This window comes from Streptomyces sp. NPDC043996, assembly GCF_056435225.1.
The window spans coordinates 96631-120257 of record NZ_JBWKEY010000014.1 but is presented as its reverse complement, the minus strand read 5'-3'; the positions used below and the strand labels follow the sequence as shown (position 1 = coordinate 120257).

General features: G+C 73.0%; 24 protein-coding genes. 9 read left to right on the top strand and 15 right to left on the bottom strand.

Translation table 11 applies throughout. From position 1 onward, the window contains the following. Positions 1 to 239 precede the first annotated feature (239 nt). Positions 240 to 1031 carry an SURF1 family protein gene (locus AC07A4_RS31790; protein WP_478605314.1) on the top strand — a complete coding sequence of 264 codons (792 nt, stop codon included), beginning with the start codon at positions 240 to 242 and terminating at the stop codon, positions 1029 to 1031. Positions 1032 to 1058: 27 nt separating this feature from the next. Here the strand turns inward: AC07A4_RS31790 and AC07A4_RS31785 are convergent, their stop codons facing one another. From AC07A4_RS31785 to AC07A4_RS31755, 7 genes are all read right to left on the bottom strand, one after another. Next, positions 1059 to 2390: a hypothetical protein gene (locus tag AC07A4_RS31785; protein ID WP_478605310.1), complete on the bottom strand. Its 1332-nt coding sequence runs from the start codon at positions 2388 to 2390 to the stop codon at positions 1059 to 1061. Continuing rightward, positions 2387 to 3043 carry a SigE family RNA polymerase sigma factor gene (locus tag AC07A4_RS31780; protein WP_478605307.1) on the bottom strand — a complete coding sequence of 219 codons (657 nt, stop codon included), beginning with the start codon at positions 3041 to 3043 and terminating at the stop codon, positions 2387 to 2389. Before AC07A4_RS31780 ends, AC07A4_RS31785 begins: the two co-directional genes overlap by 4 nt. 381 nt (positions 3044 to 3424) lie before the next feature. Further along, positions 3425 to 4483 carry an aspartate-semialdehyde dehydrogenase gene (locus AC07A4_RS31775; protein ID WP_478605305.1) on the bottom strand — a complete coding sequence of 353 codons (1059 nt, stop codon included), beginning with the start codon at positions 4481 to 4483 and terminating at the stop codon, positions 3425 to 3427. Further along, on the bottom strand, positions 4480 to 5751 hold the full coding sequence (locus AC07A4_RS31770; protein ID WP_478605302.1) for an aspartate kinase: 1272 nt from the start codon (positions 5749 to 5751) through the stop codon (positions 4480 to 4482). Before AC07A4_RS31770 ends, AC07A4_RS31775 begins: the two co-directional genes overlap by 4 nt. Positions 5752 to 6003: 252 nt before the next feature. Beyond that, positions 6004 to 6684 carry a DUF5063 domain-containing protein gene (locus AC07A4_RS31765; RefSeq protein ID WP_478605300.1) on the bottom strand — a complete coding sequence of 227 codons (681 nt, stop codon included), beginning with the start codon at positions 6682 to 6684 and terminating at the stop codon, positions 6004 to 6006. Continuing rightward, positions 6677 to 7276: a recombination mediator RecR gene (gene recR / locus AC07A4_RS31760; RefSeq protein ID WP_478605298.1), complete on the bottom strand. Its 600-nt coding sequence runs from the start codon at positions 7274 to 7276 to the stop codon at positions 6677 to 6679. The genes AC07A4_RS31765 and recR overlap by 8 nt, the downstream gene beginning before the upstream one ends. 98 nt (positions 7277 to 7374) lie before the next feature. Next, positions 7375 to 7716: a YbaB/EbfC family nucleoid-associated protein gene (locus tag AC07A4_RS31755; RefSeq protein WP_190137920.1), complete on the bottom strand. Its 342-nt coding sequence runs from the start codon at positions 7714 to 7716 to the stop codon at positions 7375 to 7377. 286 nt (positions 7717 to 8002) lie between these two features. On the opposite strand from AC07A4_RS31755, the gene AC07A4_RS31750 reads away from it, so the two are divergent. Continuing rightward, positions 8003 to 8761: an SLATT domain-containing protein gene (locus tag AC07A4_RS31750; RefSeq protein WP_478605687.1), complete on the top strand. Its 759-nt coding sequence runs from the start codon at positions 8003 to 8005 to the stop codon at positions 8759 to 8761. Positions 8762 to 9141: 380 nt separating this feature from the next. Here AC07A4_RS31750 and AC07A4_RS31745 read toward each other — a convergent pair whose 3' ends face one another. The 5 genes from AC07A4_RS31745 to AC07A4_RS31725 form a co-directional block, all read right to left on the bottom strand. Continuing rightward, on the bottom strand, positions 9142 to 9792 hold the full coding sequence (locus AC07A4_RS31745; RefSeq protein ID WP_478605295.1) for a hypothetical protein: 651 nt from the start codon (positions 9790 to 9792) through the stop codon (positions 9142 to 9144). 97 nt (positions 9793 to 9889) lie between these two features. Next, the gene (locus tag AC07A4_RS31740; RefSeq protein ID WP_478605292.1) at positions 9890 to 12352 is read right to left on the bottom strand and encodes a dolichyl-phosphate beta-glucosyltransferase; all 2463 of its coding nucleotides are present in this window, start codon (positions 12350 to 12352) and stop codon (positions 9890 to 9892) included. After that, positions 12349 to 13077, bottom strand: coding sequence for a GntR family transcriptional regulator (locus AC07A4_RS31735; RefSeq protein WP_478605289.1), 729 nt, complete (start codon positions 13075 to 13077; stop codon positions 12349 to 12351). The genes AC07A4_RS31740 and AC07A4_RS31735 overlap by 4 nt, the downstream gene beginning before the upstream one ends. A gap of 153 nt (positions 13078 to 13230) precedes the next feature. Then, on the bottom strand, positions 13231 to 14625 hold the full coding sequence (locus AC07A4_RS31730) for an aminotransferase class III-fold pyridoxal phosphate-dependent enzyme (protein WP_478605287.1): 1395 nt from the start codon (positions 14623 to 14625) through the stop codon (positions 13231 to 13233). Between the two features lie 97 nt (positions 14626 to 14722). Further along, complete coding sequence (locus tag AC07A4_RS31725; RefSeq protein ID WP_478605283.1) at positions 14723 to 15526, bottom strand: polyphosphate polymerase domain-containing protein; 804 nt, start codon at positions 15524 to 15526, stop codon at positions 14723 to 14725. 257 nt (positions 15527 to 15783) lie between these two features. On the opposite strand from AC07A4_RS31725, the gene AC07A4_RS31720 reads away from it, so the two are divergent. After that, on the top strand, positions 15784 to 16419 hold the full coding sequence (locus AC07A4_RS31720; protein WP_478605281.1) for a DJ-1/PfpI family protein: 636 nt from the start codon (positions 15784 to 15786) through the stop codon (positions 16417 to 16419). After that, the gene (locus AC07A4_RS31715; RefSeq protein WP_478605278.1) at positions 16416 to 16895 is read left to right on the top strand and encodes a MarR family winged helix-turn-helix transcriptional regulator; all 480 of its coding nucleotides are present in this window, start codon (positions 16416 to 16418) and stop codon (positions 16893 to 16895) included. Before AC07A4_RS31720 ends, AC07A4_RS31715 begins: the two co-directional genes overlap by 4 nt. On the opposite strand, the gene AC07A4_RS31710 is transcribed toward AC07A4_RS31715, so the two are convergent. Continuing rightward, a complete protein-coding gene (locus tag AC07A4_RS31710) occupies positions 16892 to 17347 on the bottom strand; it encodes a hypothetical protein (RefSeq protein ID WP_478605275.1) in 456 nt (151 codons plus the stop codon). The two genes, AC07A4_RS31715 and AC07A4_RS31710, sit on opposite strands and share 4 nt — an antisense overlap. Before the next feature lie 189 nt (positions 17348 to 17536). Beyond that, positions 17537 to 17986 (bottom strand): hypothetical protein, encoded by a 450-nt coding sequence (locus AC07A4_RS31705; protein WP_478605272.1) that lies wholly within the window; start codon positions 17984 to 17986, stop codon positions 17537 to 17539. Between the two features lie 266 nt (positions 17987 to 18252). Between AC07A4_RS31705 and AC07A4_RS31700 the strand changes: the two genes are divergently transcribed. From AC07A4_RS31700 to AC07A4_RS31680, 5 genes are all read left to right on the top strand, one after another. After that, positions 18253 to 18843: a hypothetical protein gene (locus AC07A4_RS31700; protein ID WP_478605270.1), complete on the top strand. Its 591-nt coding sequence runs from the start codon at positions 18253 to 18255 to the stop codon at positions 18841 to 18843. A 14-nt stretch (positions 18844 to 18857) separates the two neighbouring features. Continuing rightward, entirely contained in the window at positions 18858 to 19424 is a 567-nt protein-coding gene (gene cyaB / locus AC07A4_RS31695; RefSeq protein WP_478605267.1) for a class IV adenylate cyclase, read from the top strand. A gap of 95 nt (positions 19425 to 19519) precedes the next feature. Continuing rightward, on the top strand, positions 19520 to 20047 hold the full coding sequence (locus AC07A4_RS31690; protein WP_478605265.1) for a DUF6879 family protein: 528 nt from the start codon (positions 19520 to 19522) through the stop codon (positions 20045 to 20047). A 25-nt stretch (positions 20048 to 20072) separates the two neighbouring features. After that, positions 20073 to 20927 (top strand): helix-turn-helix domain-containing protein, encoded by an 855-nt coding sequence (locus AC07A4_RS31685; protein ID WP_478605262.1) that lies wholly within the window; start codon positions 20073 to 20075, stop codon positions 20925 to 20927. 293 nt (positions 20928 to 21220) lie between these two features. After that, entirely contained in the window at positions 21221 to 23104 is a 1884-nt protein-coding gene (locus AC07A4_RS31680; RefSeq protein WP_478605684.1) for a serine/threonine-protein kinase, read from the top strand. Between the two features lie 17 nt (positions 23105 to 23121). Here AC07A4_RS31680 and AC07A4_RS31675 read toward each other — a convergent pair whose 3' ends face one another. Further along, the gene (locus AC07A4_RS31675; RefSeq protein WP_478605259.1) at positions 23122 to 23535 is read right to left on the bottom strand and encodes a hypothetical protein; all 414 of its coding nucleotides are present in this window, start codon (positions 23533 to 23535) and stop codon (positions 23122 to 23124) included. Between the last annotated feature and the right edge of the window lie 92 nt (positions 23536 to 23627).

Genomic DNA, 23627 nt, shown 5'->3' with positions numbered 1-23627 from the left:
GCGCCCCAGGCCCGCCCCTTCCCGCTCCGGGTGCGGCTGCCCCCGTTCCCCCGCCCAACTGCATTGGCGCTTCGCGCCTCGTCCTCAAACGCCGGACGGGCTGAAACTGGCAAGTTCTAGCCCGTCCGGCGTTTGAGGACGAGGCCGAAGGCCGATACGGGGTCCGGGGCGGAGCCCCGGTTTCGGGAAGGGGCGGGGTGGGGGAAGGGCCGCCGGAGGCGCACCGTACGGTGGAGGGCGTGTACCGGTTCCTCCTCACCCCCCGCTGGTGGGGGATCAACGTCTTCGTCGCGCTCGCCGTCCCCGTGTGCCTCTTCATGGGCTCCTGGCAGCTCAGCCGCTTCGAGGACCGCGTACAGGACCACGAGGACGCCAAGAAGCAGCAGACGGTGAGCACCGAGGGCAAGGCGCGGCCGCTGGCCTCGCTGCTGCCCGTCGACCGGGACACCTCGGGCGAGCGGACCTCGGTGACCGGGCGCTACGGCAAGCAGCTCCTGGTCCCCGACCGGGAGCTGAACGACAAGCGCGGGTACTACGTCCTGACGATGCTGGACGTCGAGGGCGGCAGGTCGCTGCCGGTCGTACGCGGCTGGCTGCCGGGCAAGGCCGACGCGAAGCGGGCGCCCGCCCCGCCGAAGGGCGAGGTCACGGTGGTCGGGGCGCTCCAGTCCTCGGAGAGCCCCAGTTCGGACGGCGTGACGGCCACGGGCGGCCTTCCCACCGGGCAGGTCGGCATGATCAGCGCGGCGTCCCTGGTGAACCTCGTACCGGACGACGTGTACGACGCGTGGATCACGCTGGAGCGGGGCACCGACGGCCTGAAGCCGGTTCCGGCGACCGCGCCGGAGAACTCGGGCCTGGACCTGAAGGCGTTCCAGAACCTGGGGTACACCGGCGAGTGGTTCGTGTTCGCCGGGTTCGTGGTGTTCATGTGGTTCCGGCTGTTCCGGCGCGAGCGGGAGGCCGCCCGCGACACGGAGCTCGGCCTGGTCCCGGACGACGAGCCGACGCCGACGCTGCCCGCCGCCTGAGCGCTCCCGCCCCGGCGGGGGCCGCTCCTACTGCGCCGGGAGCACCCCGGTCCGGTACACCGTCCCCGAGCACGCGTTGGAGACCGTCGCGCCCGCCGACGGGGCGCCGGGCTCGGGCGTGAGGGACACCGCGACGCTGCCGTCCTGGGTGCCGTCCTCCTGGAGCAGCTGGGTGGTCACGCCGCCCGTCTCGCCGGTGGCGCCCTCCGATCCAGTGCCGCCCGCGCCGCCGCCGCCTTCGGACGGGGACGGGTTCGGCGTGGGCTCGCCGCCGTCGGCGGGACACTCCGCGGAGGGCACCCAGGCGAAGCGCACCTCGTAGGCGGCGCCGGGCTGCAGGACGAGCGAGCTGGTCTCCAGGGCCGGGTCGGGCAGCCCCGAGCCGTCGCCCGCGGTGTGGTCGACGACGTTGACCTCCGAGGGGCTGGCCGCGCCCTGGGCGGTGGCGGCGACGGCGCCCGCGCTGTCCACGGTGCAGCTGCTGCCGGAGACGTTGGAGACGCGGAAGGTGCCGTAGACCCTGCCCCCGGCCTCGTTGGGCCCGACGGAGCCCGCGGCGTCGAGCTGGGAGGCGTCGCAGGCGGGCGAGCTGGCCGCGTCGGTGTCCTCGGAGCCGGGCTCGGCGCCGCCGGTGGCGCCGCTCTCGCCCCTCTTGTCCTTGCCCTTGCCGCCCTTGTCCTTCTCGTCCTTCTTGCCCTTGTCCTTCTTGTCGCTCTTCTTGTCCTTCTCGTCCTTGCCGCCCTTGTGGGGCTTGCTCTCGCCCTTGCCCTCGGTGGAGCCGCCCTGGCTCTGCTGGTTGCTGCCCGCGCCGACGATGGAGGGGCGCGCGTCCGAGTCGCCGGAGGAGCGCGTGACGTGCACGAGCGCGGGGACGGCCGTGGCCGCGAAGAGGACGACAGCGGCGGCGCCGACGAGGGCCTGGCGCTTGCGGGCCCGGCGCGCGGGCACGGCGTGCCGCAGCTTCTCCAGGGCGGCGTCGCCCGGTTCGATCTCCTCGACGGCCTGCCGCAGCAGCCGCCGCAGCGCCAGCTCGTCGTCGGCGAGGCCCCCGGGCCCGTCACCGCCCGGCTCGCCCGACGGCGCGTCCCCGACGGCGGAGAGGAGTCCGAGCCCGCGCGAACGGCCCGGCGCGGGCACCCCGCTCAGCCCGTTCACCGGGACCCGGTCGTCGTGGCGGTCGCGATCGTCTCGGCCGTCGCGGTCGTCGCGGTCGGCTCCGTCCGGCCCGTGCTTCACCGTGTCGTTCCCAGCGTCGTGCTCGTCGTGCTCGTCGTGCTCGTCGTGCTCGTTGTGCCCGTTGTGCTCTGCGCGCTCTTCGTGCTCTGCGCGCTCGTGGCCCCTGTCGTCCGTGCCGCTCATGCCGGGGCCTCCATGGCGACCCGCAGGGCGGCGATGCCGCGCGAGCCGTAGGCCTTGACCGAGCCGAGGGATATGCCGAGCGTCTCGGCGACCTGGGCCTCGGTCATGTCGGCGAAGTAGCGCAGGACGAGGACCTCGCGCTGGCGGCGCTGGAGGCCGCGCATGGCCTTGATCAGCTCGTCGCGCTCCAGCTGGTCGTACGCGCCCTCCTCGGCGCTCGCCATGTCGGGCATCGGCTTGGTCAGGAGCTTCAGACCGAGGATGCGCCGGCGCAGGGCGGACCGGGAGAGGTTCACGACGGTCTGGCGCAGATACGCGAGCGTCTTCTCGGGGTCGCGCACGCGCTTGCGCGCGGAGTGGACCCGTATGAACGCCTCCTGCACGACGTCCTCGCAGGAGGCGGTGTCGTCCAGGAGCAGGGCCGCGAGACCGAGGAGCGACCGGTAGTGGGCGCGGTAGGTCTCGGTGAGGTGGTCGACGGTGGTGCCCGCGGCGGTGGCGGCCAACTCATCGCCCTCGCGCTGCGTCGGAATGCGGGCGGGCCGCGTCGCGGGCATGGGGGCGATCACCGGCATGCCGCCGGGCACGCGAGGACGACGGGACGGTCGCAGTGCCGCCGCGCCGCTCGCGGTGAATTCGAGTACCTCTGCCACGCCTGTTGGACACGTGTCCCCCCATCAGGGTTGTACGCGTTCGGCATCGCGTGCGCGGCGCGCCTCACGGGCCCCACTCCCGACGATGCATCAAAAGCCCCCATGCGTACCAGCTCTTCCCCTATGCCCCATTTGTTTTCGCAGCACTTCAGGCCACCCACTGGAGGGCGACGGCGAAGACGCGCACGCACCCGTCGCGGTTGCAGCGGACGGACGCTGAATCTTCGAACGTATGGTCGCCCCAGTTCAAGCGGTCTGGACCAGCGGACAGGACACCGAATTTACACAGTTCCTACAGCGCACTCCGCTTCGGGAGCCACTACCGGCACCCGCCCAGACCCCGCTCAGGCATCTCTCCAGGCCCCCGCCAAGGCCCTCCGCTCAGGCGCCCGGGAACTCCCCCGCGACCAACTCCGCGATCTGCGTGGTGTTCAGTGCCGCGCCCTTGCGCAAGTTGTCGCCACAGACGAAGAGTTCGAGCGCGGCCGGGTCGTCGAGGGCACGGCGCAGCCGCCCGACCCAGGTCGGGTCGGTGCCCACCGCGTCGGCGGGCGTGGGGAACTCCCCGGCGGCCGGGTCGTCGAAGAGGACGACGCCGGGCGCGGTGGCGAGGATCTCGCGGGCGCGGGCGACGGTCACCTCGTCCTCGAAGCGGGCGTGGACGGTCAGCGAGTGCGTCGTGACGACGGGGACCCGCACACAGGTGACCGCGACCTTCAGGCCCGGCAGGTCGAGGATCTTCCGGGACTCGTCCCGGATCTTCATCTCCTCCGAGGAGTAGCCGTCGTCCCGTACGGACCCCACCCACGGCACCACGTTCAGGGCGACGGGCTCCGGGAAGGGCCCGGTGTCGTCGCCGACGGCCCGCCGCAGGTCGCCCGGTGTCGTGCCGAGCTCCGTGCCCGCGACGAGGCGGGTCTGGCGCCGCAGCGTGTCCACGCCGTCGCGCCCGGCCCCGCTCACGGCCTGGTACGAGGAGACGACCAGCTCGCGCAGGCCGAACTCGGCGTGCAGCGCGCCGATGGCCACGATCATCGAGAGGGTGGTGCAGTTCGGGTTGGCGACGATGCCGCGCGGACGGACGCGCGCGGCGTGCGGATTGACCTCGGGGACGACGAGCGGGACGTCCGGGTCCATCCGGAAGGCGGCAGAGTTGTCGACCACGACGACGCCCCGCGAGGCGGCGATGGGCGCCCACTGGGCCGCCACCTCGTCCGGCACGTCGAACATGGCGACGTCGACGCCGTCGAAGACGTCCTCGCTCAGCGCGAGGACCTCGGTCTGCTCCCCGCGCACGGCCAGCTTGCGGCCGGCCGAGCGCGGGGAGGCGACGAGCCTGATCTCGCCCCAGATGTCGGCGTGCTGCGACAGGATCTGGAGCATCACCGAGCCGACGGCCCCGGTCGCCCCGACGACCGCGAGCGTCGGCTTGCGGCTCATCGCCCGGTGCCTCCATAGACCACGGCCTCGTCGGTGTCGGAGTCGAGGCCGAAGGCGGTGTGCACGGCGCGCACGGCCTCGTTGACGTCCTCGGAGCGGGTGACCACCGAGATGCGGATCTCGGACGTCGAGATCAGCTCGATGTTCACGCCCGCGTCCGTCAGCGCCTCGAAGAACGTGGCGGTGACGCCGGGGTTGGTCTTCATGCCCGCGCCGACCAGGGAGATCTTCGCGATCTGGTCGTCGTAGCGCAGGGAGTCGAAGCCGACGGTCGCCTTCGTCTTCTCCAGGGCGTCGATGGCCTTGCGGCCCTCGGCCTTGGGCAGCGTGAAGGAGATGTCGGTCAGGCCCGTGGCGGCGGCCGACACGTTCTGGACGATCATGTCGAGGTTGATCTCGGCGTCGGCGACGGCGCGGAAGATCGCGGCGGCCTCGCCCGGCTTGTCCGGCACGCCCACGACCGTGATCTTGGCCTCGGACGTGTCGTGCGCGACACCAGAGATGATCGCCTGCTCCACCTTGCGGTCCCCTTGCGGTTCGTTGCTGACCCACGTGCCCTGCAGTCCGCTGAAGGAGGACCGCACGTGGATCGGGATGTTGTAGCGGCGCGCGTACTCCACACAGCGGTGGAGCAGCACCTTGGACCCGGAGCTGGCCAGCTCCAGCATGTCGCCGAAGCTGATCCAGTCGATCTTCCGGGCCTTCTTCACGACGCGCGGGTCGGCGGTGAAGACGCCGTCCACGTCCGTGTAGATCTCGCAGACCTCCGCGTCGAGCGCGGCGGCGAGGGCGACGGCGGTGGTGTCGGAGCCGCCACGACCCAGGGTCGTGATGTCCTTCTTGTCCTGGCTCACACCCTGGAAACCGGCGACGATGGCGATGTTGCCCTCGTCGAGCGCGGTCCTGATCCGCCCCGGCGTGACGTCGATGATCCGGGCCTTGTTGTGGACCGAGTCGGTGATGACACCGGCCTGGCTGCCGGTGAACGACTGGGCCTCGTGGCCCAGGTTTTTGATCGCCATGGCCAGCAGGGCCATGGAGATCCGCTCTCCGGCGGTCAGCAGCATGTCGAATTCCCGCCCGGCGGGGATCGGCGACACCTGCCCGGCAAGATCGATCAACTCATCCGTCGTGTCCCCCATCGCCGACACCACGACGACCACCTGGTGGCCGTTCTTCTTGGCGTCGACGATGCGCTTGGCGACCCGCTTGATGCCCTCGGCATCGGCTACGGAGGAGCCTCCGTACTTCTGCACGACAAGGCCCACGTGCGCTCCTCGCTCAGTGAAGTTTCTTCCCGCACTCCGGCGGTCGGCTCAGTCTAACGAGCGGCCGAATTTCGCCCCGGGTGTATCGCATCATGAGATGTCCCGCTCACGAAGTGATCACCGCGCGGCACCCTGGCCTTCGGCCGCTCCGGGGCTCCTCTGCCCGCTGAGGAGCGGGACACTCCGGAAAGTGGGGTGGGTCACACGGTCAGGGGCGAAGGCCGGGCGCGTACGGGCGGGCGGGGGCGCGGGCTACTGCACCGGGCGCAGGCCCAGCGGGCCCGCGATCTCCTCGGCCATGACCTTGCCCGCGACCTCTTCCAGGGTGTCGTCCGTGAGGTCCTCGTCGGTGTCCAGGCCGTCGAGGTCCTCCAGGGGCTGGTTCAGCCGGACGTGGGCGACCAGGGACTGCAGGGCGCGCAGGGACGCCGACGCCGTGGCGCCCCAGTTGGAGAAGTACGAGAACTGCCACCACCACAGGGCTTCGGTGGTGCGGCCCTCGCGGTAGTGGGCCAGGCCGTGGCGGAGGTCGGTGACGACGTCGGCCAGGTCGTCGGAGATCCGGCAGGCGACCGGGGCCTTGCGCGGCTCGTAGGGGTCGAAGACCTCGGAGTAGACGTCGATCGGGTCCAGGAGGGCGGCCAGGCGCTCGCGGAGCTCGTCCACGTCGCCCTCCGGGCCGAGGTCCGGCTCGTAGCGCTCGTCGGGGACGATGTCCTCGTGCGCGCCGAGGCGGCCGCCCGCGAGGAGCAGCTGGGAGACCTCGAGGAGGAGGAAGGGCACCGCCGAGTCCGGCTCGGTGCCCCGGGCGACCTCCGTGACCGCGACGATGAAGCTCTCGATCTGGTCGGAGATCTGGACCGCGAAGTCGTCCGGGTCCTGCGTCACGGCGTGCAGCAGCTTGGGGTTGGGTGCCTCAGGTGACTTAGACATCTAGGAGTCGTCTCCCCTCGAAAGCGCGGCCCAGGGTGACCTCGTCCGCGTATTCCAGATCTCCCCCGACAGGGAGTCCGCTGGCCAGGCGGGTGACCTTCAGGCCCATCGGCTTGATCATGCGCGCGAGGTACGTCGCCGTGGCCTCGCCCTCCAGGTTCGGGTCCGTGGCCAGGATCAGCTCGGTGACCGTGCCATCGGCCAGGCGCGCGAGGAGTTCCCGTATCCGCAGGTCGTCGGGGCCGACGCCCTCGATGGGGCTGATCGCGCCGCCGAGCACGTGGTAACGGCCCCGGAACTCTCGGGTCCGCTCGATCGCCACGACGTCCTTCGGCTCCTCGACCACGCAGATGACCGAGGGGTCGCGGCGGGCGTCGCGGCAGATGTTGCAGAGCTCCTCCTGCGCCACGTTCCCGCACGTCGCGCAGAAGCGGACCTTGTCCTTCACCTCCAGGAGCGCGTGCGCGAGCCGCCGCACGTCCGTGGGCTCCGTCTGGAGGATGTGGAAGGCGATCCGCTGCGCGCTCTTGGGACCGACGCCGGGCAGCCTGCCCAGCTCGTCGATGAGGTCCTGGACCACGCCTTCGTACAACGGATTGCCTTTCCAGCCGGATCTTCAGTCTTCGGGGTTCAGGGGGCTTTGATGCGTACCGTAGTTGGCCGTCGGCCGACTTAGAAGGTAACGACCGGCTAGAACGGAAGACCGGGGATGCCGCCGCCGCCCAGACCCTGCGCGAGCGGGCCGAGCTTCTGCTGCTGGAGCGCCTGGGCGTTCTCGTTCGCCGCGTGCACGGCCGCCACGACCAGGTCCGCGAGCGTCTCGGTGTCCTCCGGGTCGACCGCCTTCGGGTCGATCACGAGGGCGCGCAGCTCGCCGGAGCCGGTGACCGTCGCCTTGACGAGACCGCCGCCCGCCTGTCCGTCGACCTCGGTGCGCGCCAGCTCCTCCTGTGCCTTCGCGAGGTCCTGCTGCATCTTCTGGGCCTGCTGGAGCAGCTGCTGCATGTTGGGCTGTCCACCACCGGGGATCACGATCAGCTCCTGGTGTCGGTATAGGGGTCGGTTTCGTCTGTGTGCACGAGCCTACGTGGTCGGGGGTGCACGCGCTCCGGCACTCCCGGCTGCACTCTTTCGGGTGAGATGTGCCGCTTTCCTATACCTGATCAAGCGACCCTTCCGGGCGGAAAAGCCGCGAAAACGGCGGCATGGCCACCCATTGGGCGGTAGGACTGGTCCTCGCGCAGAGGCACCGTCCATTACGTCGCGTCACTTATGCGGAGAAGCCGAGGAGTGCCGGGTGAGCCACCACCAGCCGGAGATGCAGCCTGAGGGCGTGCCCCACGAGGGGCAAGGGGCGGGGGCGCCGGGTGCGCCGGGTGACGCGGGTGGCCGCCTGGGGGGTGACCTCGGCGGGCGGGTGTTCCCCATGGGCGACTGGGGGGAGCCCGCCGCGCGCCTCGACGAGCTGTACCAGTGGGTCGAGCGGGGCGCCCTGGAGACCGTCGCGTGGTACCTGCGCGACCGCGTCCGCAAGCGGCTCGGGGCCCGGCTCCTTCGCGGCGGCGCGGTGGCCGGGGCCGTGGGGGCGGCGGCGCTGCCGCTGCTCGACCTGGCGGGGACCCTGGGCGGCGTGTCCACGTGGGGATTCGTTTCGCTGCTCGCCGGGGTCGCGTGCGTGGGGTGCGACCGGTACTTCGGGTTCACGTCCGGGTGGATGCGGGACGTGGCCACCGCGCAGGCCGTGCAGCGGCGGTTGCAGGTGCTGCAGTTCGACTGGGCGTCGGAGAGCGTGCGGGAGGTGCTCGGGCCCGCGGAGGGGACGGCCAGTGAGGCGACGGAGCGGTGTCTTGGGGTGCTGCGGAGGTTCTGCGAGGACGTGACGGAGCTGGTGCGGGCGGAGACCGTGGACTGGATGGTGGAGTTCCGCGCCGGGTCCGCGCCGCTGGCCATGCAGGTGGGCGGCGGGGCCGGGGGCACCCCCGGCCCCCGCGAGCCCGGCGGCGCCCCCGGGCGGCTTCCGCTTCCCCCTGGGGCGCGCCCCAACATGCCCCGGCAGCGGCCACCGGAGCCGCGCTGAGGCTGCGCCTGGCTTGGCGTTGCCGGTGTGCCCCGGCGGCCGCGCGCTGCCGGTGTCCCGGCGGCCGCGCGCTGCCGGTGTCCCGGCGGCCGCGCGCTGCCGGTGTCCCGGCGGCCCTTGCCAGCCCTCTGCTTCGCCTGTCACCCGGCGGCTTCGGCGCTGTGCCCACCCGTTCCGCCCTCTGGGCGGACCAGCTGCCCACAGCGGGGGGGGCGGCAGGTGACAGCGCCCCCCGGCCCTGGGCGGGCCCGCTGCCCGCAGCGGGAGGGCGGCTGACGACGCGCCCGCAGCGCTGCGCGTCGAGGGCGTCGTTTCGACGCCTGGGGGTGAACGGGTGGGTGGGTGGGAAGCATCCCGCCGCGGTAGCGGCGGGCACGGACTCAGCTGTAGATGATCATTGAGCCTTGGGCGAGGCTGCGGGTCGTGGCCGCGTGGAGGCCCAGCCAGACATGGCGCTCGCGGGCGAACGGGCTCGGGTCGTGGGGTGCCGGCGGGGCCGGTTCCTCCAGGGCCGTCGGGGCCTGGGGCGCGGCCGGCGCGAGGGGCGGGTTCGCGGGGTCTATCCCGATGGACGGCGCCACGAACTCCAGCTCCCGCAGCAGGGCCTGGGAGGAGCCGAGCGGCCCGCCCCCGGCGAGCAGCTCGTCGTTGGCGAGCGGCGCCGGGAAGTCCACGGGCACGTAAGCCCCCGCGTGGTCGTAGTGCCACACCAGGTGCGACCGCTGGGCCGTCGCGTCGAACATCTCCAGGAGCTGCTCGTAGTCCCCGCCGAGCTCGTCGACGGGCGTGACCTCGAGGCCGCAGACGCGCAGCAGATAGGCCCGCCGCAGGAAATGCAGCGCGTCGTAGTCGAAGCCCGCGACCGGTGCCACGTCGCCGGACAGGCCCGGCATGTACGCGTAGACGGGCACGGTCGGCAGGCCCGCCTCCGTCAGCGCCTTGTCGTAGGCGGCGAGTTCCTCCGCGAACGGGTTGTCGGGGCTGTGGCACAGCACGTCGACGAGCGGGACGAGCCACAAGTCGCAGGCCAAGAAGGGCTCCTCGGGTCAGGACGTAGGACGTCGGACGAGCGGCGCGGACGCCGCTACCGTGCGTGTTGTTCCGGCAGCGTAGTGGCACCCGGGCCGGTCAGGATCCCCCTTGCACATCCCAGATCCACACCCCGTCTACCCACTTTCCACGCTGTCCAAGAAGATCGTCGAGCGTGGAGCGCAGCGCGTCGGCGGCGGGCTGCGGGGCGAGGACGAGGACGCCCGCGTTCCAGTACCGCAGGTCCTCGCGGACGGCCCGCCGCCAGTCGTCGGTGGCGCTGACCGCGCGGCCGGTGCCGCGGATGTCCCGCAGCAGGTTGGTGGTGTTGCGGGGCGGGGCGCCGTAGATGCCGACGCGGTCGGGGCCCCAGGGCCCGTTGAAGTACCCGCCGGGAAGCCGGAAGCCGAGACCCGCGACGGTCTGCCAGTGCAGCGCCTCCGCGTAGCCCGGGTCGGGCAGCGGCACCGGCACGAGGGTCTCCCCGGCGGCGGTGTCGACGTAACCCCGCCAGGTCCCGTCGGCGATGAACGCGGGGACCTCGATGCGGTCCACGGCCTTCAGGGGCAGCGGCACGATCGGCAGCACGGCGAGCGCGACGGCCGCGAGGCCCCCGTACCGCACGGCGAGCGGCGCGCGGCCGCGCGTCGCCCAACCGGGAGCGCGGCGCGGCGGCGCCTCGGACAGGAGCCGGTCGACGGCGAGGGCGAGGAGCATGCCGAGCACCGGCGCGCAGACCATGGCGACGCGGCCCTCGATGACCGACTCGAACAGCGGCCGCTTCGCGAGGAGCCGCCACGGCCCCGGCAGGACGACGTCCGTCAGCGGAATCCGGACCTTCGGCCCCAGGGAGAGCAGCGCCGCCGCGAGGGCCGTGAACGCGAGGGCCTTCACCACCGGCCGCCGCCACAGCCACACCACGATCACCAGGGCGAGGACGGCGAGCGGCCAGCCGTAGAACGCGTTCTGCTCGGTGGGGTTCATCGACAGGGACGCGGCCCGCTCCGCGTCGCCCGCGAGGGAGCGCTCGGCGAACGACAGGAGGGCGAGCGGGCTGTTGCCCGCGTTGTCGCCGTGCAGGACGCTCTTGTAGCTCTGCGGCCCGAAGAACTGCCACCACAGGGGGAAGGCGACCAGGGGCAGACAGACGGCGAGCCCGACGCCGATGCCACGGGCCAGCGGCCGCCAGGCGGCCCGCGCCACGTCCCGGCGCACCAGCGCGTACGCGACCGTGAACAGCAGCATCCCCATCGCCGCGAGCAGCAAGGGCTCCTCGCCGAGGAAGATCTGGTACGTGGCGAACAGGCCGAGGACCACCCCGTCCCGTACGACATGACGGCCCTCGCACAGGCGCAGCGCCCGGTCCACGATCAGCGGGATCATGAACAGGACGATGAAGTTCGGGTGCGCGTGCGCGTGGCTGATCATCGGGGGCGCGAAGGTGGCGAGGGCCGCGCCGAGCGCGGCGGCGCCCCGGTGGCGTACGAGACGCCGGCGCAGCAGCCAGTACCAGGCGGTCGCCGTCGCGGTGAGCCCCAGTGTCATCGCCACGTTCAGGCTGACGGCGGGGCCGAACACCCAGGTCACGGGCGCGAGCGGGACGGAGAGGCCGAGCATGACCGTGTTGGCCATGAGGTTCACGCCGTCCGGGGCGTTCTGGAAGGTGGTGAACAGCGGGTTGTCGAGGTGTCTGACGTTGTGGGCGGTGACCTGGAAGAACCACTCCCACTGGTTCTGGTCCTGGAGGGCGTCCGGCAGATAGCGGTCGTCCGGGGCGATCCAGCGGCGCGCGTACAGGGCGACGGAGCAGACCAGGAAGAGCAGCGCGACGAGGACGTCCGCGCGGTGCACCGCGCGGGCCTTGAGGGCCGTCAGCTCGGCGAGGACACGGGCGTAGTCCGTGGGCCGCACCTTCGAGCCCTCCTGGTGCGACCACTTCACCGGCACCTCGGCGACCGGCCAGCCCTGGGCCTTGAAGTGGTGCAGGATCTCCACGTCGATGCCCCAGCCGCGCAGGCGGGAGGCGGCGAAGGCGGCGCGGGCCCGGTCGCCGTCGAACAGCTTGAACCCGCACTGCGTGTCGCGGATCCCGGGGACGGCGACCGCGCGTATCAGGAAGTTCCCGCCCCGGCCGAGCAGTTCGCGCAGCCGGTGCTGGTGCACGTCGATGGTGGCGCCGGGCCGCGCCCGGGAGCCGACCGCCGCCGCGTTCCCTTCGGCGAGCGCCTTCTCCAGGACCTCCAGCTCCTCGATGGGAGCGGCCAGGTCGGCGTCCGTCACCAGGACGCGGCGGCCGTACGAGGCGAGGACGCCCTGGCGCAGGGCGTGGCCCTTGCCTTGGTTGCTGCCGCAGCGGACGAGCTGGATGCGGGGGTCGGCCGCCGCGGCCTCGGCGGCGATCTCGGCCGTGCGGTCCGTGGACCCGTCGTCGACGACGATCAGCTCCCAGGACGCGGGCTCGGGGGCCGCGTCGAGGTAGGCGCGGACCGCCTCCAGGGTGGGGCCGAGGCGGCCCTCCTCGTTGAAGGCGGGGACGACGACGCTGAGGTCGACGGCGGTCACTCGGGCACCCGGCCGCTTCCGGCCGCCGCGCCCTTGGCCGCGAGGGACTCGATCAGCTCAAGGGAGTGCGCGTTGTACTCGGCGACGATGGCGTGCGCGCCGATCGCGTCGCGGCGCGCGAGCGCGTCCACGAGGTCGGTGTGCCGCGACCACAGCAGCCCCCGCAGTGCGCCGCCGCCCTCCGCCTCGCGGCGCAGGTGCGGGACCGCGCACACCCAGGACTGCACGCGCAGGCGGTGCAGGAAGTCCGCGAGGTAGGGGTTGCCGAACAGGGCGCTCAGCTCGCGCCAGAAGCGCAGGTCGTAGCCGATGAGGACGGTGAGGTCGCCCGCGGTGGCCGCGCGCGCCGCCTCCTCGCCGCGGCGGCGCACCGCGCCGAAGCCCTTCGGCGGCGCGGGGTGGCGGTCCGCCGTCAGGGCCAGCTCGCGGAAGATGCCGTCCGCTATCAGGCCGCGGGCCCGGACCATGCCCCGGTAGTCGGCCAGCGAGTGCTCGTGCACGCGGTAGCCGCGGTGCTGCACGGAGTCCAGGAGGCCCTGGGCGGACAGGTTCACCAGGGCCTCGCGGACGGGGGTCGCGGAGACGCCGTACTGGTCGGCGATCTCCTTGACCGTGAACTCCTGGCCCGGCACGAGACGGCCCGCGAGGATCTCGTCGCGCAGCGCGTCGGCGATCTGCTGCCGCAGGGTGCTGCGGATGACGGCGGGGCCGTCGGCTCCGGGCATGGTCGGTCCCCCTGCGTGGTCGCGCTCGGTTCGCTGTCGCTTATGAGCACGTCAGACTACGCGGTCGGGGTTGCGGGCCCGCGGGGCCGGTTGCCCGGCGGCTTCGGTGGGCACAGCCCTCCACAGCGGGAAGGGCGCTCCGCGTCCGGCCCCCTACACGGTGTGCGCGTCGGCGGCGTCCAGGGCGTGGTCCAGGGCCGCGAGGCCCGCCTTGGCCTCGGCCTCCGTGATCGTGCACGGCGGCACGACGTGGGTGCGGTTCATGTTCACGAACGGCCACAGGCCGCCCGCCTTGGCGGCCGCGGCGAAGGCGGCCATGGGCGCGTTCGCCTCCCCCGACGCGTTGTAGGGCACCAGCGGCTCCCGGGTCTCCCGGTCCCGTACGAGCTCGAGGGCCCAGAACATGCCGAGGCCGCGCACCTCGCCCACGCTCGGGTGGCGCTCGGCGAGCGCGCGCAGGCCGGGTCCGATGACGTCCTCGCCGACGCGGGCCGCGTTCTCCACGACGCCCTCGTCCTCCATGACGTTGATCGTCGCGACGGCGGCGGCGCAGGCCAGCGGGTGCCCGGAGTAGGTGAGCCCGCCCGGGTAGGGCCTGCGGGCGAAGGTCTCGGCGATGGCGCCGGAGATGGCGACGCCGCCGAGCGGCACGTATCCGGAGTTCACGCCCTTGGCGAAGGTCAGCAGGTCCGGTACGACGCCCTCGTGGTGGTCCACCGCGAACCACTTGCCGGTGCGGCCGAAGCCCGCCATGACCTCGTCGAGGATGAGCACGATGCCGTGCCGGTCGCACAGCTCGCGGACGCCCGCGAGGTAGCCGGGCGGCGGCGGCATGATCCCGGCCGTGCCCGGGACCGTCTCCAGGATGACCGCGGCGATGGTGCCGGGCCCCTCGAAGGCGATGGTGTCCTCCAGGTGCGTCAGGGCGCGCTCGCACTCCTGCGTCTCGTTCTCGGAGTAGAACGGGGAGCGGTAGAGGAACGGCGCCCAGAAGTGCACGACGCCCGCCGACGCGGTGTCGGACGGCCAGCGGCGCGGGTCGCCAGTCAGGTTGATCGCCGCGGCGGTGGCCCCGTGGTACGAGCGGTACGCGGAGAGCACCTTGGGGCGGCCCGTGTGCAGCCGGGCCATGCGGGTGGCGTTCTCCACGGCCTCGGCGCCGCCGTTGGTGAAGAAGATCTTGTCGAGGTCGCCGGGGGTGCGCTCGGCGATCAGGCGCGCCGCCTCCGAGCGGGCCTCCACCGCGAACGCCGGGGCGAACGTGGCCAGGGTCGCGGCCTGCTCCTGGATCGCGGCGACGACCTTGGGGTGCTGGTAGCCGATGTTCGTGAAGACGAGGCCGCTGGTGAAGTCGAGGTAGCGGTTGCCCTCGTAGTCCCAGAAGTACGAGCCGTCGGCGCCGGCCACCGCGAGGGGCGTGATCAGCTCCTGGGCGGACCAGGAGTGGAAGACGTGCGCGCGGTCCGCGGCGGCGACCGCCGCGCCGAGCTGGGGGTTGGCCTGGGGGGTCTGCGGGGTCTGCGGGGTCTGCGGGGTCTTGGGGCTCATGGGGGTGAGGGTAGGTGTCCGGAATGTGGGCCTGACATGGGCGGGGTGTCTGGCGCGCGGCGGTTTACGCGACAGTGTGTCGGGGCGGGCTGCCGGGTCACGCTCGGCTTCCCGCGCGCGGGAACGCCACCCGTACCGCCCCCGCCCACCGGTTGGCGCCCAGCTCCGGGCGCACGGCGGCGAATCCGCCGCAGTACTTGGTGAACTCCGCCGCCCGCAGTCCGTACCGGCGCAGCACGCGGTCCGCCTCCGTGAGCCTGCCGCGCGTCTTCGTCTCGACGAGGACGAGTCCGCTGTCGGCGGCGGCCGTGCGGCCCGTCTCCAGGTCCCGCACCACGAGCGCGGCGTCGCACGTGACCCGCTGGCCGTCCGCCACGAACGTGGCCCGGCGGTAGTCGGTGACCAGCGAGGGCCGCAGCGCCTCGGGCGCCTCGACGCCGTACGAGCCGCGCAGCACCCCGGCGAGGAAGCCGCGCCGGGCGTCGTCGAGGGGGTGCGCCTCGCCGTCCAGGCGCTGGCGGTGCTTGACGGTCTCGCCGCGCCCGGTCTTCAGCTTGATCTCGAACTGCCGCTCCCCGCTGTCCTGGTAGAGCCGCTCGCGGATGCGGTAGCGCGGCCCGCGGCCCTGGCGGTGGTCGTGGAAGGTGCGCAGGCCCGGGGTGTCGTAGTACGTCGAGCGGTAGCCGAAGCTGCGGCGGCCGCCGATGCTCAGGGCGCGGAACGGGCCCGCGCGCCGGCGCGGGTCGGTGAGCAGCGCCGCGAAGTCCTCGAAGATCTCGACGGGGACCAGATAGCTGTGGTCGTACCGGGCGAGCAGCTCCGCGCGGGAGTTGAGCTCGTCGAGCGACAGCGGGTGCGCGGCGAGCGCGGCGCGGCTGAGGGCGCGTACGGAGGGGTTCACACAGGCTCCTTACCGGGGGTGTGCGACCGGTGGCGACGTGCGCGTCGGGTTGTTGTGCTCACGCTGTTCTTCCGGGATCTCACGGCTCCTCCGTACGAACTCGCGGCGTGACCCGGAAGGTTCCGGCTACCGGAAGCGAACTTCCAGTGTGGCCGAGAAGAGGCCTCCCATTGACAGCACTCTGTCATAATGACAGCATACTTACATACCCACTCGGGCGCGGGCCCGGGCACGGGAGTCCGGCACTGGAGGTCACCATGAGCAAGGCCGTCCCGAGCGAGACCGTCCCGAACAAGGCCGTCCCGAGCAAGGCCGTTCACCTCGCCGTCTACGACACGCTCGCCGACTGGGAGACCGGGTACGCCACCGCGTTCCTCGCCCGCACCGGTCACACCGTCCGCACCGTCGCCGTGACCGCGGAGCCGGTCACCACCGTCGGCGGCGTGCGCGTCCAGCCCGACCTGACGCTCGACGCGCTGCGGCCCGAGGACAGCGAGCTGCTGATCCTGCCCGGCGCCGACCTCTGGGACACCGGCGACACCCTCGCACCGTTCGCCCGCGCCGCCCGGTCCTTCCTCGACGCGGGCGTGCCCGTCGCCGCGATCTGCGGCGCCACGGCGGGCCTCGCCCGCGAGGGCCTGCTCGACGACCGCGCCCACACCAGCGCCGTCTCCTTCTACTTGGCGGCGACCGGCTACCAGGGCGCGGACCGGTACGTGGAGACCGACGCCGTCACCGACGGCGACCTGATCACGGCCGGGCCCACCGAGCCCGTCGCGTTCGCCCGCGAAGTCCTCAAGCGCATGGGCGCGTTCGAGGGCGAGAAGCTCGACGCCTGGTACCGGCTCTTCCACGACTCGGACCCGGCCGCGTACGAGACGCTGAACGCGTGAGCGCGCCGACGCCGACGCCCGGCGACCGCGCCGCCCAGGACCTGCTCAGCCGTACCGCGCTCGGTGTCTTCCGGCTCAACGGCCAGTTCCTCGCGGTCTCCGAGGAGCTGGCCCGGCCCGCCGGGCTCACCGCGGCGTGGTGGCAGGTGCTCGGCGCGGTCCTGCGCGAGCCGCTGTCCGTGGCCCAGATCGCCCGCGCCATGGGCATCACCCGGCAGAGCGTGCAGCGCGTGGCCGACCTGCTGGTGCGCGACGGGCTCGCCGCGTACGCCCCGAACCCGGCCCATCGCCGCGCCAAGCTCCTGCGCCCCACGGACGCGGGCCGCGCCGCCGTCACCCGCATCGACCCCGGCCACGCGGCCCTCGCCGCCCGCCTCCAAGCCGCCCTGGGCGAGGAGGAGTTCGCCCGCACGGCGGCGGCGCTGGAGCGGCTTTCGGAGGTGCTGGCGCAGTTGGAGGCTGGGGGCGAAGGCTAGGACTCGCCGTCGGCGGGGCATGAGCGCGCGTGCAGGTAGTCGAGGACGGGCCCGCTCATCCCCCGCCACAGGTGCGGGCGCACCGCCGCGCCGGGCGCGATCGCGGACCGGCAGCTCCCGCACCGCAACGGCCGCCACCGCGCCGTCCGCCGCGCCGCGAGGTGCTCCTGCCGCAGGTCACGGGCCCGCGCGCACGGGCCGAGCGGGCAGCGCTCGCATCCGATGCCGTGGTCGTACCAGTCGAGGTACGTCGCCAGGGCCCGGTTCTGGCTCTCGCAGCACGACACGCAGCCGTGCGGCCGCCAGCCGCCGCTACCGCCGAGGTCGATCCCTGCACCGGGCCTCAGCTCGCCCGCACACCAGACGCACGCGCCGCCCGCTCGCTGCGGCGGAGCCAGGGTGCTTGCCTCCGGCACGGCGAACAGCAGGGCCAACGGCGTCACTTCACCCACGGGCGCGCCCCCTCACGTGGAGCCGGGCGGGTTCGTAGTCCCCCGGTCCACCGGCCCCCGCGCGGCGCAGGCGGGCCCCTTCTGGGCAGTCGGCCAGGATGCCGAAGTGCCTGTGGGGGCAGGTGGCGAGGTGGTGCCGGTAGGCCGCGTACGGTTCCGCCCACCGGCGGTCATCGCGCTCGGGGCCGGTCACGGGGTCACGCCCTCCCGCGCGGTGGAGTACGCCGCCAGCAGCGCGGCCGGGTCGGTGAGGGTGGGCGGGGCGGTGGGGGCGACGATCCAGGAGCGGGTGCGCACGGTGAGCGGGGCGACGACGCCGGGGTCCGGGGCGGCGATGACGTCGCCGCGGCTGAGCGTGGTGGTCAGGGGCGCGTGCCAGCACCTCGCGGCCCCGCGGGGGACGAGGACCTCGAGGTGTGTCGCGGTGTGCAGCACGGGCCCGAGGCGGGAGCCCTCGGCGCGGAGGCGGCGGACGGCCCGCCAGCCCGCGCGGCGCGACAGCCGCACCACGTCCCAGGCGGCCCCGACGGGCACCGGCGCGAGGTCGCCGCGGTCCCACGCGGCGAGCGCCCCGCGCACGTCGGCCTCCGCCGCCACGAGCCAGGCGACGGCTGCGGGGGTGGTCGTGCTCTCGGCCATGTCGACTCCTTGCCGGTCGGCCACACCCCGGGGCGGGTCGGAGGGCCGCCCCGGGGCCTTGATGGTCGGACCAGGATCTTGTGACGCAGAGTGGTGTCTCGATCCCCTGCCGGTAATCTCACCGTGGGATGACTTTCCATCTCGTTGTGAGTGACGAGGAGTGCCATGCCGACTGCGTTGGGGCCTGTCGGGTTACCGGACTGGGCATGGGAGCGTGCGGAGGTACGGGAGGCCCTCAGGGCGCGTGACATGGGCGCCGTGTTCCGTTGCGTGCAGCGGTACGCGGGCGCCAGCCAAGCGCGTATCGCGGGGGCGCCGCCTTCGACCTGGCCGCGTTCCCGGAAGTCGTGCGCGTCTACGCGGCGCAGAACTCAGCGGCTGAAGAGATCAGGCAGCAGGCCCGCCAGGCTGCGGAACTGGACGTCCTGGCCGTGCGCGGCCTCGGCCTGATCGGGCTGAACGACAGCCTCCTGCGGGCCTGCCTGCCGCGTGATCAGGACGGCGAAGGGCTGCGACTGCGCGTAGCGCTGCTCGATCCCGACAGCGCCTCTCTGGCGCGGCGGGCGGCCGAGATCGGCGAGTCCGCCGAGTCACTCGCATCCGGGGTCCGGCTCACCGAGGCGCGGCTGCGGGAGCTGGCGGACACCTGCGACATCAGTGTCTGGCGGTACAGCACGCTGCCGACCTGGCGCCTCATCCGAGCCGACAACCTCATGTTCGTGGGGGCGTTCGACCGCGGCTGGGAAGGACACGAATCCGCGACGTACAAGGTGACGGCGACGCCGCACGGTCCGCTCTTCCGGGGGTTCAACAGGATGTTCGAGGCGGTCATCGACAGCGCGCGGCGCACCGTCTGAGTGAAGGAGGGCCAGTGATCGAGGCCGAGTTGAAGGCACGGGTACGCGCGCCGGACACCGTCATGGGTGATCTGGACCGGCGGGCACCCGCCCGCATCGACGTGTACCAGGACACGTACTACGACCGCCCCGACGGTTCGCTGGAGAAAGCGGGCCAGGAACTGCGGGTACGCACCGTGCACGGCCCGGACGACACCCGCACGGTACTGACGTTCAAGGGCGCGGCGGTCGACGAGGAATCCGGCTCCAAGCCCGAGCACGAGACCACCGTCGAGGACGCGGAAGCCACACACGCGCTCCTGCGCGGCCTCGGCCACGTGGCGGTCATCGCGTTCGAGAAGCGGTGCCGCAACTACGAGTTCGAGGCCAGGGGCCGACGGATGCTGGCGACGCTCGTGCGCGTCCCCGAGCTCAACGGAGTGTTCCTGGAAGTGGAGACGCTGGTCGACGAGACCGAGGTGACCGCCGCCCTGACGGACATCCGAGCGGTACTCGCCGAACTCGGCATCGCCGACGACGACCTCACCCGGGAGACCTACACCGGCGCGGTCGCCGCGCGACGAGGGCGCCCCCAAGCGTGACAAAGCCCGTGGAGGGAGGCTGCCGTGCCGCTGCTGTTCATCGGAATCGACCCGGCCACCGAGAAGGACAAGAGCCCTGATCAGGGAGGCGTGCGATGCCGTCGAACGAGCCGACGTTCGCTGAACTCATCGAGGGCTGCACGCGCTCGGCCGTCCACCTCGAGATGCGCGACCAGTACGGCATCAGCGAAGAGGACGACGCCTTCGCCACCTGGCGGCGCACCGGCCGACGCGACACCGACCCGGCGTCGGAGAACTGGGCGCCCTGGGTCGACCTGATGTCCGGCGCGGTCGCCCGCGGCGTGGTCGTGCGCCGCGCCCGCATCGTGTCCGAGCCGGTCACCCCCTACATCCGCTGGGAGCACGCCGGCACTGTCGTCAACATCCACGCGGGTGAGCGGGTGCGCTGGCTGCCTCGCCGCCGCGCCTCGGACATCGCCCTGCCCGGCAACGACTTCTGGCTGTTCGACGACCGCCTGATCCGCTGGAACCACTTCACCGGCGACGGCGCCTGGGCGGGGCAGTCCTTCTGCGACGACGCGTCAGCGGTCGAGCTGTGCGCGGCGGCCTTCGACGCCGTGTGGGCGCGCGCCGTTCCCCACGACCAGTACGAACTCCACTGATCAGCGAGCACCGGTAGGCCAGTCGATGTCCGTCTCCCCCTCCTCGTCCGCCCAGGCCGCGCGCGAGACCGTCGCCGGACGGCTGCGTGACCTGCGCAAGGAGGCGGGCCTGACGGTCGTCGCGCTGGCAGGCCGGTGCGGCTGGCACTACTCGAAGACCTCCCGCATCGAGAACGCCGTCACCGGGCCCACCGCGACCGACATCAGGAAGTGGTGCGCGGCCACCCGCGCCCAGGACCAGGCGCGCGACCTCATCGCCCAGTCCCTCAACGCCGAGTCGATGTACAAGCAATGGCGTCGCCAGGTCCGCGGCGGGCTCAAGCACCTCCAGGACAGGCTGGTGCGGTTCTACCAGGAGACCGAGCGGTTTCGCGTGTACTCCTCCACCGTGGTCCCCGGACTGCTGCAGACCGAGGGCTACGCGGCCGGAGTCCTCACCATCGCGGCGCGCTTCCACGACCGCCCGGGCGACGACATCGCCGAGGCCGCACGCGCCCGCATGGACCGCTCCCGCGTCCTCCACGAACCAGGGCACCGCTTCGCGTTCCTCCTCGAGGAGCCCGTCCTGCGCTTCCGGATCGGGGACGCGGACGCGATGGCGGCCCAACTCGGCCACCTCCTGACCGTGGGCGCGCTGCCGAGCGTGTCGCTCGGCATCATCCCCATGGCGGCGGCCGAGCGCACGCAGTGGCCGGAGGAGACCTTCCACATCTACGACGACGGCCTGGCGTCCGTGGAGCTGGTGTCCGCCGCGGTGAACGTCACGCAGCCGTCGGAGATCGCTCTCTACTCGAAGACGTTCGAGAGCCTGGGCGGCATGGCCGTGTACGGAGCCGAAGCGCGCGCCCTGATCGTGCGGGCGATCGAAGCCCTGGGCTGACCCCAGACGCGACAGGGCGCGGCCGTGCTGGGCGCGAGGGCGCCCGCTGACTCGAACATTTCGGCCGAACCCGCGCCGTCACCGTCGTACGGGCCGTGGATGTCTCACGGATGTGTCACAGAATGCGTCGACAGCTGCGGATGGCGCGCCCATGATGTGGGCTTATACGGGCCGGGGGTGCCGGGGGGCCGTGTGGACGGTCCGTAGACTCCTCGGTCTGTTGCACGGTGGGTCACGCGCGGTGGCCGCCGGGGAAGTGGCTGGAACTGGGGGAGGACGGCGCCGCGATGGCCATGGAGAAACTGGGCCCGGGGGATCCGCAGCGGATAGGCGCCTACCGCCTGCTCGCGCGGCTCGGCGCGGGCGGCATGGGGCAGGTGTATCTGGCGCGCTCCGACCGGGGGCGCACCGTCGCCGTGAAGCTGGTGCGCGAGGAACTGGCCGCGCAGGACGAGTTCCGCGGCCGCTTCCGGCAGGAGGTGGGCGCCGCCCGGCGCGTCGGCGGGGCCTGGACGGCGCCCGTGCTCGACGCGGACACCGAGGCCGCGATCCCCTGGCTCGCCACCGGATACGTCGCCGGGCCCTCGCTCCAGGCCGTCGTCTCGCACGAGCACGGGCCGCTGCCCGAGCGCTCGGTGAAGATCCTCGCCGCCGGACTCGCGGGCGCCCTGAAGGACATCCACGCCGCCGGGCTCATCCACCGCGACCTCAAGCCGTCCAACGTCCTGGTCACCATCGACGGGCCGCGCGTCATCGACTTCGGGATAGCCAGGGCCCTGGAGACCGTCACCGACGGGGGCCTCACCCGGACCGGGGCGCTCGTCGGGTCTCCCGGGTTCATGGCGCCCGAGCAGGTGCGGGGCGACCGCGTCACCGAGGCGTGCGACGTCTTTTGCCTGGGGTCCGTGCTCGCCTACGCGGCGACCGGCGCGCTGCCCTTCGGCACCGCCAACAGCGGGGTGCACGCCCTGATGTTCCGCATCGCGCAGGAGGACCCCGACCTGGAGCCGGTCCCGGAGTCGCTGCGCGACCTCATCGGGGACTGCCTGGCCAAGGAGCCCGGCGAGCGGCCCTCGCTGGACGACATCCTGGCCCGCACCGGCGCCGAGGACACCGTCTTCGAGGGCAAGTCCCGCGAGCCGTGGCTGCCCGCCGCGCTCGTGGCGCAACTCGGCCGCCACGCGGTGCGGTTGCTGGACGCCGAGGACCCCGAGGGCACGACGACCGCCGAGGCCGACACTCCGGAGGCCCCGGAAGCCCCGGAGGCCCCGGAAGCGCCGAAGGCCCCGGAAGGCGCGCGGCTCCCGGCCCTGCCCGCCGCACCCCCGGCCCCGCCCACCGGCCCCCCGGACACCCCGCCGCCGCCCGGCACCCCGGGCCAGGCCCCCCTCGACCGCCTGCCGACCATGGTCAGCGGTATGCCCCCGGCGCCCATGCCCACCCCCACGCCGACCCCGACTCCCCCGCCCGGCCACGGGCCCGCGTACGGCTATCCGCAGCACGCCGCCCCCGCCCCCGCCTACGGCTACCCGCACCCCCAGCAGCCCTACGGAAGCACGCCCCCCTACGGTCCGCCGCCGCTCGACCCGCCGCGCCGCAGCGCCCGCTCCACCGCGCTGCTCGTGGCCGTCGCGATCGTCGTGGCGCTTGGCGCGGGCGGTGCCGTGTACGCGGCGATGAAGGGCGACGGGGACCCGCAGGCGCGCGGCGACGACAAGAACCGGAGCAGCGGCGGCCCGAAGACGCCCGGCACCCCCTCCGACTCCTCGGGCCCCGCCTCGCCGACGCCGTCCGGCTCGCCCGAGCCGTCCGACGACGAGGACGAGGGCACCGTGCCGGACAAGTTCCTCGGCACCTGGAACGGCACCGTCACCGGCGACGCCGGGGTGAGCACCCGGCGCCTGACCCTCCAGCAGGGCGAGGTCGGCGACACCGTCCTGTCGATGACCGCCGAGGGCCCGCTGGCGGGCGGCGGCACCTACCGCTGCGTGTTCCAGGGGACCCTGACCGCCGCCTCCGACGGGCAGCTGCGCATCGGCGCCACCCAGGTCACCGTCGGCCCGGGCACCACCTGCGAGCCCGGCGCCCCCAGCGTCATCACGATCCTGCCCAGCGGTGAGCTGCGCCGCACGAACAGCGACGACGGCAAGTCCCTGACGTACACCAAGGGCGGCTGACACGTGCGGCGCGCGGCTCAGTAGGCGATCTTGCCGGTGCTCCGGTTCGCGCCCTTGAACTGGACGTAGAAGCCCGCGCCGTCCCGCACGTTGGAGGCCGCCACCTTCCACACGCCCTTGCGGGCGGTCTTCCAGGCGTTGCACTGGCCGGTGTTCTTGAAGCAGATCCGCACCTGCCGGGTGTAGTTGACCTTCAGGTTGATGTCGGCGCAGTTGCGGGTGGCGTACGCGTACGTGCCGGTGGCGGGCCAGTGCGCGTTGCGGCCGGGGCCGCCCGGCGTGCCGGTGTAGTTGCGGGCGCTGCCGTAGCAGGACACGGCCGCGTCCGCCGTCGGCTCGGCGGCGCTCGCGCCGGTGGCAAGCGCGGCCGTACCTCCCGCGAGCAGCGCGGTGGTCATCGCGAACGGAACGATCCGGGTGCTCATGCGCATGGTCAATCTCCTTGTACGTGGCGTCATCTGACGTACGTGGCGTCGGGTGACGCGGTGGACATCGGTGGCGCACGCCCTCGTCGCCGGTGGCG

Excerpts from the sequence above, each read along its gene's own strand:
- AC07A4_RS31785 (WP_478605310.1), bottom strand. The coding sequence starts at position 2,390 with ATGAGCGGCACGGACGACAGGGGCCACGAGCGCGCAGAGCACGAAGAG.
- AC07A4_RS31775 (WP_478605305.1), bottom strand. The coding sequence starts at position 4,483 with ATGAGCCGCAAGCCGACGCTCGCGGTCGTCGGGGCGACCGGGGCCGTC.
- AC07A4_RS31765 (WP_478605300.1), bottom strand. The coding sequence starts at position 6,684 with ATGTCTAAGTCACCTGAGGCACCCAACCCCAAGCTGCTGCACGCCGTG.
- AC07A4_RS31750 (WP_478605687.1), top strand. The coding sequence starts at position 8,003 with ATGCAGCCTGAGGGCGTGCCCCACGAGGGGCAAGGGGCGGGGGCGCCG.
- AC07A4_RS31735 (WP_478605289.1), bottom strand. The coding sequence starts at position 13,077 with ATGCCCGGAGCCGACGGCCCCGCCGTCATCCGCAGCACCCTGCGGCAG.
- AC07A4_RS31730 (WP_478605287.1), bottom strand. The coding sequence starts at position 14,625 with ATGAGCCCCAAGACCCCGCAGACCCCGCAGACCCCGCAGACCCCCCAG.
- AC07A4_RS31720 (WP_478605281.1), top strand. The coding sequence starts at position 15,784 with ATGAGCAAGGCCGTCCCGAGCGAGACCGTCCCGAACAAGGCCGTCCCG.
- AC07A4_RS31705 (WP_478605272.1), bottom strand. The coding sequence starts at position 17,986 with ATGGCCGAGAGCACGACCACCCCCGCAGCCGTCGCCTGGCTCGTGGCG.
- AC07A4_RS31690 (WP_478605265.1), top strand. The coding sequence starts at position 19,520 with ATGCCGTCGAACGAGCCGACGTTCGCTGAACTCATCGAGGGCTGCACG.
- AC07A4_RS31685 (WP_478605262.1), top strand. The coding sequence starts at position 20,073 with ATGTCCGTCTCCCCCTCCTCGTCCGCCCAGGCCGCGCGCGAGACCGTC.
- AC07A4_RS31680 (WP_478605684.1), top strand. The coding sequence starts at position 21,221 with ATGGAGAAACTGGGCCCGGGGGATCCGCAGCGGATAGGCGCCTACCGC.
- AC07A4_RS31675 (WP_478605259.1), bottom strand. The coding sequence starts at position 23,535 with ATGCGCATGAGCACCCGGATCGTTCCGTTCGCGATGACCACCGCGCTG.